Genomic DNA, 13719 nt, shown 5'->3' with positions numbered 1-13719 from the left:
GTTCCTGTGTGGTGCAACCCCGCGGGCGCTGATTCACGTCCCTCCGCTGCAACGGAACCGTTCTGCCTGCGATCCAACCACCGTCGGACACGACCTGATCGCCAAGCCCACTCCTGTCGGCACTCTAAGCGGCAGGCGCAGCAGCGGCAACGCGCCTCGCCGAGACCGCAACGTTAGCTTGCCGTTCCGAGGTGGAGTGCGCAGCCGATTGAGCGGATCAACTCCGTTCGGGCAGGCCAACGGTATCGGAATCGGTACGCAGGAAGTCGGCCAGTGACAGCGGATCCCGGCCCGTGAGTCGTTTGACGACATCGTTGCGGACGGCCATCTCACCCGTGGCGATCGCCGCATAAGACGTGATCCAGCCCTCGATCTCCCACGACTCGCCTTGGCCCGCACGGGAAGCGCGCGCGTCGGCGAGTGTTTGATTTTGATACCCGATCGGTCGATGGGCGAACGTTTCCAGCACCTGCGCGGTCTGTGCCAAGGTCAACAACTGCGGGCCGGTGATGTCGTAGACCCGACCCGCGTGACCGTCGCCGGTCAACACGGCTCGGGCCGTCTGCGCGACGTCCTCACGCGAGACCCACGCCACCTGGCCGTCGCCCGCCGGTCCCCGCAGGACATCGTCTTCGCCGACCCACTCGGGTACCGAGTCCAGATAGAGACTCGGACGCAGGAAGGTGAAGGCGACTCCGGTCGCGCGAATGTGCTCCTCGGTGCGGAAGTGATCCCTGGCGAAGGTGAAGGTTGCGTCGGGATCGGCCCCGAGGAAGGACAGATACACCAGATGTTCGACGCCCGCAGCGACGGCCGCGTCCACCGCTGTCGTCTGCTGCTGGACCCGGGCCGGGTCGGCGTCCGCCGAGACGAGGAAGAGCGTGCGCACGCCGTCCAGAGCCGCCTGCATCGCGGCGGAGTCGGCGTAGTCGGCGACCCGCGTCGAGGAGACGGCGAGCTCCGGTGCACGAGCGGCATCACGCACGACCAGTCGAGTCGGCGTACGCAGGGTGGCCAGCAACGCCGCAACCCGACCGCCCACCGCCCCGGTTGCCCCGGTCACCCCGATCATCGTCTCTCCCTATCTCTCGGCCGGCGAGATGCGATCGCCCGTCACGCACGCTAGATCCATCCGACGTCGCTCGCCGATCGATCACCTCGGCTCTCAGTCCTCTCGATCATGCCCGTGTTCGGCGACCGAAGGCGGGTTTTCCCGGGGAGGACCAGGTCGAGGGGCGTCCAGTGCACGTGGATGAGCCAGCGCATAGACCTCGCGTAGCGCATTGATGGTGACCAGGGTGTAGACCTGGGTCGTGGTCACCGAGGCGTGCCCGAGCAACTCCTGCACCACACGGACATCGGCCCCGGCCTCCATGAGATGGGTGGCGAAGGAATGCCGGAGGGTGTGCGGCGACACGGCGTCGGACAACCCGACGGCCGCCGCCGACGACTTGAGCACCTGCCAGGCGCTCTGCCGGGAGAGTCTGCCGCCGCGCGCGTTGAGGAACAACGCCGGTCCGCCTCGACCTGCCGAGGACAAGGTGGGGCGCCCACGAACGAGATAAGCCTGCACCGCGGCCAACGCCGGACGCCCGATGGGCACGACGCGCTGCCGACCGCCCTTACCCGCCAACAACACGGTGCGCGCCTGCGCGTCGATATCGTCGATCACCAAGCCGACAGCCTCGGAGATCCGTGCCCCGGTGGAGTAGAGCAATTCCACGATGGCGCGGTCGCGCAGCCCTCGGGGGTCGGAACCGCCCGCTCCCTCGACCAACCGCAGCACGTCGTGGACGGGCAGTGCCTTGGGCAGGCGTCGGGGTATTCCGGGCGGCGAGACGTCGGCGGCCACGTCGACGGGCACCCGTCCCTCTCGGTGGGCGAAACGGTGCAGGCCCCGCACCGCGATCAGTGCCCGTGCCGCGGAGCCCGCGGCGAGCGGCGGTCGATCGCCATCGCCCTCCCGCAGGGCCAGGACGAAGGCGGTGACGTCCGCACGTCCGACCTCGTGCAGCGCACCGATACCCCGCTGGGTCAGTCCCAGCAGGTAGCGGCGGAGGTCTCGCCCATAGGCGTCCAGCGTGTTGCGGGCGATGCCGCGCTCGACGGCGAGGTGGGCGAGGTACTCGTCCAGTCGTTCGGCCAACTCCGGCGCCGGCCGGTCGTCGGCCGCCGCGCTCTCGGCTCGCGGCTCGACCGGGGGCGGGTCGACCACCACACCGCCGATGGCATCCGATTCCGTCTCGCCTCGGCTGCCGTGGTCCGGTCTCTGTCGAGGCAAGCCGCTCTGCATCGCCGTCCCTTCGTCAGGCCGGTCCAACCCGGCCACCGCCTGTCGAGATGTCCGTTTTCGTCGCCTCCAGGTTAGGGGCGCCCCACGGTCCCCACCGACCGCCGAAACAGGCTCGGGTGCGACCCTGAGCAGATATTAGAGCTGTACCCAGCAGGAATCCGGGTTCCCCTGGCCCCAGTTCAGGGATATCACCGATCCCCACCGTGTTCGGATCGCAATATCGTCTGTCCATGGCCACCTCTGCCGATTCCCATCCGCTCCGCATCGGAGATGCCGAACGCGGCGAAGCGATCCGCTTCCTCGGCGACCACTATTCGCAGGGCAGGCTGACGATGGCGGAGTTCGAGGATCGGTCCGAGAGCGCGACGGCAGCCCGAACCCGATCCGATCTGATCGCCCTATTCGCCGACCTCCCCGGCGATCACAGAATCACCGATGATTTCCACGTCGGGACGCCGAATTCGAGTCAGTCGCTCCGAGAATCCGAAGTCCGAGACGGCGATAACAGGCCCGCTGCCGGCTTGGGTCCCGCGCTGGAACCCATCATTCGGTCTGCGGGCGAACTCGCCGAGTCCGTCGGACGGTCGGTCAACCGCGCCGTCAACCAACGGGTCGCGCCCGCCCAGGGTGAGTCCTCGCGGTATCGGGTGTTGGCCGGGGTCCTGCAGATCTTCCCGAGTTTCGGCGCGGGCCGCTTCTACACCGGGCATATCGGGATGGGTATCGCTCAGTTCTGTCTATCGTTCGCCATCGTCGGCCTGGTGTGGTCGTTCGTCGACGGCGTGCTCCTGCTGGCCCATGGCGGCGAGGACGCCGAGCACCGCAGCCTGCGCTGACGGCGGCGGCCCTCGCACACCCCCCTACCCGGGTATGGGCACCGGTCTCACTCCCTGGTCCGATGTCGTAGCCGCATCGACGCCATAGCATCGGCTCGGTGACGACCCTGCCACCGACGCGAACCACCGACGCAGCGACCCGGGAGGGTTCCCGGCTCCGTAGGTTGGTCCGCATTGTCATCGGTGTCCTCCTCACCGACCCGGACCGTCGGGTCAGCCCGCCGAGGCCGAAATCCCCGCGCCCGCTGTTGCTGTTGCTCGCCGCACTCGTGCTGGCGTTCCTCATCACCACCATCGTTGTCGGGGTGATCGAGCTCGATCCCACGATGACGCCGGCGCCCGAACGGCCCGACCAAGATCGAATCGTCCCGGTTCTGGGACCACCCGTCCCCCAGTTCGCACTCTTCGCGTCGGCCGGGGCGTGTGTGCTGGCGTTCTTCCGTCCCTTGGTGGCCTGGCGCCTGGCGACCTTCATGATGATCTGCTGGATGCTGATCTTCCAGCAGGTGCTGGGCGATCTGTGGCCGTTCTGGGCGCACTACCTACTGATCCTCTTCTTGGTTCCGGCCCGGCACGTTCGCTGGATCTCGGCTTTGACGACCTTCGCGGGGCTCGCAGCGTTGCTGGTGGCGCTGCCCTTGGTGGCCGACTCGCCGTTCGATGTACCGCCGATCGGCGTTCTGCTGTTCTCGGCGTTCGCGGCGATACTGCTCGGCCGAACGGTCGGCGGTGGCTACGAGACCTGGTTGCTGCGCCGTCGTCCCCGCCCGGCCGAGGATGAGGCCGAGCGTTCCCAACGAGAAGAGCGTGACCGATTCCTGGAGGAGACCGGGCGCAACCTTCGGGACGAGGCCCGCGCGACGGGAGCACTCAGCCTGGTCGTACTGATCACCGGCACCGACTCGGCGCTGGCCCCGCGCCGCATGGCATCCACCCGATGGCGACGCAGGCTCATCGTGGTGCTCGTCGTTCTCATCGCGATCGTCACGACAGTCGTGGGACTGGTCGGGAGCGTCAACCAACCGGGTTGGGCCGACTTCCTCGTCTTGACCAGCGGTGTGATCTGCCTGCTGGCACTGCCACTCCCCCTGCTCGCCTGGCGGCTGAGCCTCCCGGGGATCGTGACCGCGTTCGCCGCGCTTCCCGAATACGTCGGCCAGATGTTGGGATTGTGGTTGATCGTCATGGTCACGCTGTTCCTGGTGTCCTACCGGCATACGTCTCGCATCACCATCCTGGTCGGGACGGTGACAGCCGCCGTGGTGGCGATCAGTTCGGTGCTGGCGACCGATTCGTGGGGCAGGATCAACGTCGGCGGTGTGCTGCTCTCGGTGATCGTCGTCCTGCTGCTGGGCTATTCGTTGGGCTCGGCCCGTCGAGCCCGCCGTGACCTGGCCGCCGAGGAGCAGCGAGCCGCCGAAGCACAGGCGGAACAGGTGCGACTCAGCGAGCGGAACCGGATCGCCAGGGAGATGCACGACGTGGTGGCGCACCACATGTCGATGATCGCGGTGCGCTCGGAGACCGCGCCCTACCGGCTTCCCGATCTCTCGGAATCCGGTCGCACCGAGTTGGCCGAGATCGGCACGGCGGCGCGCGCCGCGATGTCGGACATGCAACGCCTGCTCGGGGTGCTCCGGGAGAAGGATCACCGACCGGACAAGGCGCCGCAGCCCGGGCTCGCCGAACTGAACGACCTCGTTTCGGCCGGCCGCGACTCCGGTATCCCCGTGACGCTTCGGCTGCCCGCCGAGTTGGCCGCGCAGGTTGCCGAGCCACTCGGTCTGACGGTCTACCGCATCGTCCAGGAAGCCCTGACCAACGCGGGCCGCTACGCACCCGATGCGCCGATCGAGATCGAGATCGCCGAACAGGGGGCTACCCTGATCGTCGCGGTGCGCAACGAGCCACCTAGCAGACCACCCGCCGCTGCCACCCGACGATCGGGCGGTGGCCACGGGCTGACCGGGATGCGTGAGCGGGTCGCGCTGCACGGCGGGAAATTGCGGACCGGCCCGACCGACGCGGGCGGCTTCGAGGTTCGAGCCCTGCTTCCGTTGAGGGCCACCGCGCAGACCGATGATGTCCGGGAGGAACGATGATCCGCGTCCTGGTTGCCGACGACCAGGCGATGGTGCGAGAGGGCTTCTCCGCGCTGCTGGCCGCACAGACCGATATCGAGGTGGTCGGCTCGGCCTCCGATGGTCGTGAGGCGGTCAGCGAGACCCGTCGATTGATCGAGGCGGGCACCGGGCCCGACGTGGTGCTGATGGACATCCGCATGCCGGTGCTCGACGGGCTCGCCGCCACCCGACTGCTGATGGACGCACCACGCGCCGCCGACACCGAGCCGCCCAAGGTACTGGTGTTGACCACCTTCGATCTGGACGACTACGTGTACGAAGCGCTGCGCTCCGGCGCCAGCGGTTTCCTACTCAAGCACGCACCCGCCACCGATCTGCTCGCGGCGGTCCGGGTGGTCGCCGAAGGCGGCGCACTGCTCGCTCCCTCGGTGACCCGACGGCTCATCGAGGACTTCGTCCAAGCTCGGCCGATCGAGAACACCGTCCGGGCGCGACCGGATCCGCTCAAGGTCCTCACCGAACGGGAGACCGAGGTACTGGGTCTGGTCGCGCGCGGACTGTCCAACACCGAGATCGCGGGGAAGCTGGTGCTGGCCGAGCAGACCGTGAAGAGCCACGTCAGCCGAATCCTGACCAAACTCGGGTTGCGTGATCGAGCGCAGGCAGTGATCACCGCATACGAATGCGGGCTGGTCGCGGTCGGTTCCTGATACCCGAGTAGTACCGCGGATCCGCTACCGCCGGGGGACGATTCCGGGCCCCTCACCCTCATAACTTCCGTCGTGTCGACCTCGAACGGGGACGGCAGGAGGGATGACGAGGGCCATGCGCAGGAAGACACGGGTAGCCCGGCGGGCTCGATCGATCGCGCGGCCGCTGGCGGGAGTGATCGGGCTCGGCGCGACGCTCGGAATGCTTGCCGCGCCCACCTCGGTGGCGGCCGATCGCTACGCACCGCAAGCCTCGGTGGTCACCGCCTGGGAGTCGGATCGCTCGACGAACCGATCGCTGCCGTCCCCTCACGACGAGCCTGCCGAGATCGCGGGATTCTTCGCGGCGACTCCGCCCGCCGAGCTGCGACGTCTCGTCCGCACCCATCCCGAGATCGTGGGTGCTCTGGACGGCGCCCCGATCGGGGCGCGCTACGCCGCGAACCGGCGCCTCTCCGAGGAATCGGCGCCTGCCTCGGTCGAGACCGAGGCAGCGATACGCGACCACGAGCTGCTCCTGTTCGATCCGCGCGAACGCGGACGCATCGCCGTCGTGCTCGGTGACATGGACACGGCGGAGCACATCACCGTGTTGGTACCCGGATCGGACGTGGATCTCGCCCGCTTCGCCGAAGCCGAATCACCGCTGCGCAAGCCGATGGGCAAGGCCACGGCGTTACACGCCGAACTCACCGCCGCGCACCCGACGAAGCAGACGGCGGTGATCGCGTGGCTCGGCTATCAGACTCCCGAGGGTCTCGGGTTGGATGCGATCAGCGGCAGCCTGGCGCGGCAGGGCGGGGCGGAGCTGGCCGACTTCGTCGATGGCTTGCGGGTCCAGCTGCCCGGTCGGCAGATCAGTCTGATCTGCCACAGCTACGGCGCGGTGGTCTGCGGGCAGGCCGCCCTCGTCACCTCGGCCGTCGACGATCTGGTGCTGCTGGCGGCCCCGGGTGTGCGGGTGGATTCGGTCGACGAATTGCACACCAGGGCACGGGTCTGGGCCGGTCGCGCCGACGAGGACTGGATCACCCATATCCCGGGGTGGCGCATCGGGGACCTCGGCCACGGCCCGGATCCGACCGCCGCGGACTTCGGCGCTCGCATCCTGCCGACCGAGGACGTCACCGCGCACGACGACTATTTCGCGCCGGGCACTGATTCGCTGGCGGCGGTCGCCGAGGTCGTGGTCGGCAGCCACATCGGACCGCAGGCGGAGTCGCCTGCTGCGGGCGCCGCCCAACACCGGGAGACGAACCGATGACCCGACGGGAGGCCCGCGATCCGCTATTGGATCTCATCCGGGTGGTCGCGGTGTGCGGGGTGGTGTTGGGCCATTGGCTGGTGACTCCATTGGTTCCCACGGCGAACGGCGTGATCGCGGCCAGTCCACTGACGACACTGCCGGAGCTGACGCCGCTGAGCTGGTTCCTGCAGACCCTGGGCTTGTTCTTCTTCGTCGGGGGCTTCGCCGCGGCGCGCGGTCTCCGGTCGGCGGAGGCGTCGGGGATCACCCCGGCACGGTGGTGGCTCGCCCGGCTGCGCCGTTGTGCCGTACCGGTGCTCGGTCTGTCCGCCTGCTGGTTGGTCCTGCTGGTGGTGTTGGCCGTGCAGGGCACACCGCAGCAGACGGTGGCGACCGCAGCGCAGTTGCTCACCACTCCGTTGTGGTTCCTCGTCGTCTATCTGGTGTTGCTCGCGGTGACACCGATCGCTCGGCGGCTGGATCGCCGTTTCGGGTTGGCCGCCGTTCTCATTCCCGGTGTCCTCGCGCTGATCGCGGAGGCGACCGCCAGGTGGGCGGACGGTTGGTTCGGCCAGGCCATCGGACTCACCACTGTCGTCACCGTGTGGTGGGTGCCGTGGCAACTCGGCACCGCGTTGGGCGGCGGGCGGCGGATCCGACCGATCATCGGTCTCTGGATGGCGATCGCGGGGGCTGCTGCGCTGCTGTTCCTGGTGCGGGTACTGGACTATCCGGCGGCGGCCGTCGGGCTGCCCGGCGCTGACCGATCCAATCTCGTGCCGCCGTCACCGGTCGTTCTCGCACTCGCGGTGGCCCAGGTCGGGGTGGTGCTACTCGCAGCGCGACCGCTGCGCGCCCTCACCGCGCGCTCCTTAATCGCCACCGTGGTGCACCGCGTCGATCGACACGCGTTGGCGATCTTCCTGCTGCATCAGAATGCGCTGATCGCGGTGACTCTGATCGCCATTCGGTTCGCGACGCTGCCCGGTCTGCACACCGTGCCCGCCGATCTGGGTTGGGTGGGCGTCCGGCTGTTGTGGTTGCCGGTGTTCGCCGCCGTTCTCCTGCTGATGTTGGCGACGTCTGCGCGACTGGTCGGTGGACGCGGTCGAACCGGAGCACCGCAGCCGCGACCGACGACCCCTGCGACAGTCGAGTCAGAGCAGTCGAATAAAGGGTGATTCCGGTGCCGTGGAACGGCTCATCGTCACCGACATCGGCGTTTCCCACCGGCCGGGCAGGCCGACCGGCAGCGGGCATGAACGATATTGTTGCCGAGTGGCAGGCGCAGATAACTCGAATGACTTGCGAATCGGCACCGTAGAACGAGAAGCAGCCGTGGAAGCACTCGCAACCCACCTATCCGAGGGCAGGCTGAGCCTAGAGGAATACGAGCAGCGCCTCACTGAGACGATGGACGCCAAGACGCGGCAGGCGTTGCTCGCGGTGTTCACCGATTTGCCCGCACCGCATCCGAAGCTGCCTGGAACGTCGGCCTACCCGTCGAGCCCGCCTGCTCCGGTGGCCGAGGCCGATATGGTGGTCTATTCACACAAATCGAAGATTGCCGCTGGCGTTCTTCAGCTCATTCCGAGCCTAGGGATCGGTCGGTTCTACACCGGCCACGTCGGCATCGGGCTCGCCCAACTTCTGTTGACACCGATATTCGGCATCGGCGTCCTCTGGTGCTGGATCGACGGCATCCTGATGCTGGCCAACGGCGCCAAAGACAAGGACGGCAGGCCGCTGCGCGACTGATCGGCGGCCACGGCCGGAGCGGGGCCGTGGTCTGCGAAGTAGCCGAAGCGGCTGCACAGACCACGGCACCTGATCAGTCCCGGCCTGCCTTCCGCGCCGCCCAACGCATCGGGCGGTCGGACCACGGTGCATCGACGTCCCTGGCTTCGGCGAGCCCGGTCAACACGGCGCGAGCCGCGAGCAACCCGGTCGCGGTCGACGCGTTGACGATCTCGCCTGCCACGACCATCCGCACCGCCTCGTCCAAGGGCACCCGGTGCACCACCAGGTCCGCCTCCTCGTTGCCTTCGGCCGCCATCGTCTCGACCTCGTGCAGGTCCGTGGCGAGGAACACCCGGACCACCTCGTCGGTGAATCCCGGCGACGCGGCCACATCGGCCAGCACCGACCACTGCGAGGCCGACAGCGACACCTCTTCGGCCAGCTCCCGGCGAGCGGTCTCCACCGGCGGCTCCCCCGCCAGGTCGAGCAGCCCGGCGGGCAACTCCCACAGCCGTCGGCCCAGTGGATGCCGGTACTGGTGGATCAACACCACCCGGCCTTCGTCGTCGATCGCGACGATCGCCACCGCACCGGGATGTTCCACGACCTCACGGCGACCCGTGACACCGCCGGGCATCTCGATGTCGTCGGCTCGCAACGCCATCACGGCACCCTGGTACAGGTCCTCGCTGCCCAGCGTGCGGAACTCGTGGCGGCCGGCCGTGCGCTCGATCGGCTCCGACTCGGTCATCGAGAGGCCCCTGCCGTGGTCGGCGCGGTGTCCGGCAGCGTCACCGGAAGCCGCTCCTGCGCCTTGTAATCGACCGAGGCCCGCACGAACGCGGCGAACAGTGGGTGCGGCCGAGTCGGCCTGCTCTTGAGCTCGGGATGCGCCTGGGTGCCCACGAAGAACGGGTGCACGTCCTGGGGCAGCTCGACGAACTCCACCAGCCGCTCGTCCGGCGACAGACCCGCGAACACCAGTCCCGCATCGGCGAGCCGGTCCCGGTAGGCGTTGTTCACCTCGTAGCGGTGCCGGTGCCGTTCGGAGACCTCGGTGGTGCCGTACGCCTTGGCCGTCACGGTCCCCGCAGCCAGTCGAGCCGGGTAGGCACCCAGCCGCATCGTGCCGCCCATGTCCCGCTCGCCTGCGACGACCGACTTCTGATCGGCCATGGTGCTGATCACCGGATGCGGGCCGTCCTCGCCGAATTCGGCGGAGTTCGCCTCGGTGATTCCGGCCAGGTCCCTGGCCACATCGATCACCATGCACTGCAGACCGAGACACAATCCCAGGATCGGGATCTGATGGGTACGGGCGTAGCGGATCGCACCGACCTTGCCCTCGATGCCCCGCACGCCGAACCCGCCGGGGACCAGGACGCCGTCGACCCCGGCCAATGCGCTGGCAGCGCCCTCGTCGGTGTCGCACTGGTCGGAGGGCACCCAGGCGATCTCCACCTTCGCGTGATGGGCGAATCCACCCGCGCGCAGTGCCTCGGTGACCGAGAGGTAGGCGTCGGGCAGATCGACGTACTTGCCGACCAACGCGATGCGCACCGTCTCGGAGGGCTGATGAACCCGGTCCAGCAGGTCGCTCCAGACCTGCCAGTCGACGTCCCGGAACGGCAGGCCGAGCCTGCGCACCATGAAGGCGTCCAGTCCCTCGGTGTGCAGAACGCGGGGGATGTCGTAGATCGAGCGGGCGTCCGGGGCCGCGACGACCCCGTCGTTGTCGACATCGCACATCAGCGCGATCTTGCGCTTGAGCGATGCCGGGATCTCCCGGTCCGACCGGCAGACGATCGCGTCCGGCTGGATACCGATGTTGCGCAGGGCCGCCACCGAGTGCTGCGTCGGCTTGGTCTTGAGCTCGCCGGAGGGCGCCAGATACGGCACCAGCGAGACATGCAGGAAGAAGCAGTTGTCCCGGCCGAGATCGTGCCGCACCTGGCGGCAAGCCTCCAGGAACGGCAGCGACTCGATATCACCGACGGTGCCACCGACCTCGGTGATCACCACATCCGGGGTGATGCCGTCCTCGTCGGGTTCGGCCATCGCCCGGATACGCGACTTGATCTCGTCGGTGATGTGCGGGATGACCTGCACCGTGTCCCCGAGGTACTCGCCACGGCGTTCCTTGGCGATCACCGTGGAGTAGACCTGGCCGGTGGTCACGTTGGCCCGGCCGGACAGGTCGCGGTCCAGGAACCGTTCGTAGTGTCCGACGTCGAGGTCGGTCTCCGCGCCGTCCTCGGTGATGAACACCTCGCCGTGCTGGAACGGATTCATGGTGCCGGGGTCGACATTGAGATAGGGGTCGAGCTTCTGCATGGTGACCCGAAGGCCACGCGCCGTGAGCAGCTGCCCCAGACTGGATGCCGTCAGCCCTTTCCCAAGGGAGGACGCGACGCCTCCCGTGACGAAGACGTGTTTGATCGTGCGTGCTTGCAGCACCAAGAGGGCTCCCCGTGGTTCCCGATTCACCGACCGTCACCGGTTCGGACTAGCTTCTGGGAGGACGGCGTGATACCGATCCACGGGGTCTTAACGTAACACCACGTGGCACCCGCAGCCCACTCACGGGGGCGATACGCAGGTCATCCGCCGCCGAGGGATGTCTGATCGACGTCCTCCGCCGCCGTCTCCTCCGGTGTGCCGCCCGACTCGTCCGGTGTGTCGACCACAACGGTCCGGAGACCCGGATCGGCGGGCAGCAGTCCAGCCGCCCCATCGGCGAACCCGTAATGGCCTGCGCCGCCCGCGTGTTGTTCGCCCAAGGCGAGGACCACGGCGATACGGGCCTCAGCACGGTCCAGGCTGTCCACCGTGGACAGGATGCTCGCCGCCGATGCGTCGCCTCGGACGTGGCCGATCGATCCCGTACGCGCCGCGGCGTCCCGGTGTCCCGTCAACACCGCGCCTGCGCCCGCGCGGTCCAGCTGAGCCGCGAAACGGGCCACCACGGAGGCCCGGTCACCGACGTCGTCCGCACCGCCGTCCAGCACGACGACGAGTTCGGCGGGGCTCGCATCGGCGCCCGCCTGAACGAAGCCGCCGTCGATCAGCCCGCCCAGCGCGGCCGCGCCCTCCTCCGGCGAGGCCTGGGGTTGACCGGTCTCCTCGTCGATCAACAACAGCGCGCCCAACAGGCCGCCTGCCATGGTCCCGGGATCGGCGGCGGTCGGGAGTTGCACACCCGCAGGCAGAACGCCACGCACCAGGTCGCGGAGTTGATCGGCCCGCGCCGGATCGGTGAAGCCGTCGGTGAGTGCGAGCTCGCCGGCCACGGTTCCGCCCGCCTCGACGATCAGGTCGCGGGTCGCATCGCGATCCTCGCTTTCGGCGGCCGAGGTGCTGACCATCGTCACGCTGAGCCCGGTCAGCCTGCCCGCCACCGCACCGGCGGCGACCTCGGCCGCGAAGGTGTCGGCCTGGCCCGCGCGCGCGGTCAACTCGGCCTGTTCGGCCTCCAACTCGGCGATCCGGTCCGGTAGCTCGGCGGACGAGCCCGTTCCCATGCTGGCGAGCAGCCGATCACTGATGGCGGTGGAGCCCAGCACCACGCCCACGGCCAGCGCCAGGAACATCGCGGCGAAGGCGACAATGTGATAACGCAGGGTGATCATGCGAAGAAACCCCTCAACCAGGTGGTGAAATCGGCGATGCCGTCGAGAGTGAGCTGGGTGTAGAGCGGGGCAAGACCGGACACCGCGACCGCGACCACCATCACGATGGCCACCGCCGCGAGAAGCAGGGCCACCGCGCCGGACGTGACCCGGCTGCGGTGCAACGTCACCACCGCCTCGGAATCCAACAACCTGCCGCCCAACCGAAGCCGGGTCAGCACCGTCGACGGGTTGGAACCGGTTCGGCCACGATCGAGGAACTCGTGCAGCGTCGCCTCGCAGCCGACGGCGACCACGAGATCGGCGCCGTTGTCCTCCGCCAGGAGCAGAGCGAGATCCTCCGGGTTCGCCGTGGATCTGAAGGCGACCGCCGCGACACCGTTGTCCTGCGCGCGATCCAGGCCGGGAGCATCGCCGTCCGGCAGACCGGGCACCACCACCTCCGCGCCACAGCGCAGGGTGTCGATGTGGATCCGATCCGGGTCGCAGACGATGACGTCCGGCCGCAGGCGCTGGCTGCGAATGGTGTCCGCGCCCTCGTCGACACCGATCAGCACCGGGCGCCATTCCTTGATGAACCGATGCAGCCGACGCAGTTGCACCTCGTGATCCGGTCCCGGTGCCACGACCACCACGAGTCGTCCGCTCAGTTCCACCCCGAGATCGGGAACGCCCGCGCCATCCAGCAGCAGGCCGCGTTCCAACCGAAGGAACTCCATGGTGTCGGCGGAGAAGGCGACCAGCTGCGCGGACATGCCCTCCTTGGCCTCGACCAGTCGATCGGCCACCGAGTCGGGGGTCAGCTCCACACCTTCGGCGACCACCAGGTCACCGGAGTACAGGACGCCGCCGTGCAACCGCACCCGCGTCCCGTCCTTGACCGTGAGCAGCAGATCGTCGCCGACCTCGTCGATCAGCGGGATCCCGGCGTCCAACAGTCGTTCCGGGCCGAGATTGGGGAAGCGCCCGGAGATCGAGGTCGTCATGTTGAGCACCGCTGCGGCGCGCGCCGCCACCAGGGCATCCGCAGTGCGCCGATCCAGGTCGGTCTGATCGATCACCGCGATGTCACCGGGACAGATCCGTCGGATCAGGTCGTCGCCGTGCCGCTCGACCCGAACCGTTCCGGTCACTCCCGGCAGGGATTGCTTACGCCGAGTCAACAAACCGGTGAGCTTCAT

The 13719-nt window shown here is 68.4% G+C and carries 12 protein-coding genes; 6 read left to right on the top strand and 6 right to left on the bottom strand.

Features of this window, described 5'->3' with window-relative positions; genetic code table 11:
* Positions 1-217: 217 nt before the first annotated feature.
* Positions 218-1072 (bottom strand): SDR family oxidoreductase, encoded by an 855-nt coding sequence (locus tag BKA25_RS09215; protein WP_069850595.1) that lies wholly within the window; start codon positions 1070-1072, stop codon positions 218-220.
* A gap of 93 nt (positions 1073-1165) precedes the next feature.
* Positions 1166-2146, bottom strand: a complete 981-nt coding sequence (locus BKA25_RS09210) for a site-specific tyrosine recombinase XerD (RefSeq protein ID WP_236750988.1) — start codon at positions 2144-2146, stop codon at positions 1166-1168.
* Positions 2147-2523: 377 nt separating this feature from the next.
* On the opposite strand from BKA25_RS09210, the gene BKA25_RS09205 reads away from it, so the two are divergent.
* The 6 genes from BKA25_RS09205 to BKA25_RS09180 all read left to right on the top strand — a co-directional run bounded on the left by BKA25_RS09205 (position 2524) and on the right by BKA25_RS09180 (position 8927).
* Complete coding sequence (locus BKA25_RS09205) at positions 2524-3129, top strand: DUF1707 domain-containing protein (RefSeq protein WP_069850597.1); 606 nt, start codon at positions 2524-2526, stop codon at positions 3127-3129.
* Positions 3130-3227: 98 nt separating this feature from the next.
* A complete protein-coding gene (locus tag BKA25_RS09200) occupies positions 3228-5231 on the top strand; it encodes a sensor histidine kinase (protein ID WP_084643209.1) in 2004 nt (667 codons plus the stop codon).
* On the top strand, positions 5228-5923 hold the full coding sequence (locus tag BKA25_RS09195; protein ID WP_069850599.1) for a response regulator transcription factor: 696 nt from the start codon (positions 5228-5230) through the stop codon (positions 5921-5923). Before BKA25_RS09200 ends, BKA25_RS09195 begins: the two co-directional genes overlap by 4 nt.
* 115 nt (positions 5924-6038) lie before the next feature.
* Entirely contained in the window at positions 6039-7187 is a 1149-nt protein-coding gene (locus BKA25_RS09190; RefSeq protein ID WP_172803829.1) for an alpha/beta hydrolase, read from the top strand.
* Positions 7184-8350 (top strand): acyltransferase family protein, encoded by a 1167-nt coding sequence (locus BKA25_RS09185; RefSeq protein ID WP_069850602.1) that lies wholly within the window; start codon positions 7184-7186, stop codon positions 8348-8350. The genes BKA25_RS09190 and BKA25_RS09185 overlap by 4 nt, the downstream gene beginning before the upstream one ends.
* A gap of 10 nt (positions 8351-8360) precedes the next feature.
* Positions 8361-8927 (top strand): DUF1707 domain-containing protein, encoded by a 567-nt coding sequence (locus tag BKA25_RS09180; protein ID WP_236750311.1) that lies wholly within the window; start codon positions 8361-8363, stop codon positions 8925-8927.
* A gap of 73 nt (positions 8928-9000) precedes the next feature.
* On the opposite strand, the gene BKA25_RS09175 is transcribed toward BKA25_RS09180, so the two are convergent.
* The 4 genes from BKA25_RS09175 to steA all read right to left on the bottom strand — a co-directional run bounded on the left by BKA25_RS09175 (position 9001) and on the right by steA (position 13719).
* Positions 9001-9660, bottom strand: a complete 660-nt coding sequence (locus BKA25_RS09175; protein WP_069850604.1) for an NUDIX domain-containing protein — start codon at positions 9658-9660, stop codon at positions 9001-9003.
* Entirely contained in the window at positions 9657-11366 is a 1710-nt protein-coding gene (pyrG, locus tag BKA25_RS09170) for a CTP synthase (RefSeq protein ID WP_375791849.1), read from the bottom strand. Before pyrG ends, BKA25_RS09175 begins: the two co-directional genes overlap by 4 nt.
* Positions 11367-11509: 143 nt before the next feature.
* Positions 11510-12538 carry a copper transporter gene (locus tag BKA25_RS09165; protein WP_069850607.1) on the bottom strand — a complete coding sequence of 343 codons (1029 nt, stop codon included), beginning with the start codon at positions 12536-12538 and terminating at the stop codon, positions 11510-11512.
* Entirely contained in the window at positions 12535-13719 is a 1185-nt protein-coding gene (gene steA / locus BKA25_RS09160; RefSeq protein WP_069850609.1) for a putative cytokinetic ring protein SteA, read from the bottom strand. The genes BKA25_RS09165 and steA overlap by 4 nt, the downstream gene beginning before the upstream one ends.

Origin of the sequence: Actinoalloteichus hymeniacidonis (assembly GCF_014203365.1) — a bacterium.
Lineage (GTDB): Bacteria > Actinomycetota > Actinomycetes > Mycobacteriales > Pseudonocardiaceae > Actinoalloteichus_A > Actinoalloteichus_A hymeniacidonis.
This window is presented reverse-complemented; position numbering and strand designations above follow the sequence as displayed.

Coding starts and splice junctions, on each gene's coding strand:
- BKA25_RS09215 (WP_069850595.1), bottom strand. CDS start 1,072: ATGATCGGGGTGACCGGGGCAACCGGGGCGGTGGGCGGTCGGGTTGCG.
- BKA25_RS09205 (WP_069850597.1), top strand. CDS start 2,524: ATGGCCACCTCTGCCGATTCCCATCCGCTCCGCATCGGAGATGCCGAA.
- BKA25_RS09195 (WP_069850599.1), top strand. CDS start 5,228: ATGATCCGCGTCCTGGTTGCCGACGACCAGGCGATGGTGCGAGAGGGC.
- BKA25_RS09190 (WP_172803829.1), top strand. CDS start 6,039: ATGCGCAGGAAGACACGGGTAGCCCGGCGGGCTCGATCGATCGCGCGG.
- BKA25_RS09185 (WP_069850602.1), top strand. CDS start 7,184: ATGACCCGACGGGAGGCCCGCGATCCGCTATTGGATCTCATCCGGGTG.
- BKA25_RS09175 (WP_069850604.1), bottom strand. CDS start 9,660: ATGACCGAGTCGGAGCCGATCGAGCGCACGGCCGGCCGCCACGAGTTC.
- BKA25_RS09165 (WP_069850607.1), bottom strand. CDS start 12,538: ATGATCACCCTGCGTTATCACATTGTCGCCTTCGCCGCGATGTTCCTG.
- steA (WP_069850609.1), bottom strand. CDS start 13,719: ATGAAGCTCACCGGTTTGTTGACTCGGCGTAAGCAATCCCTGCCGGGA.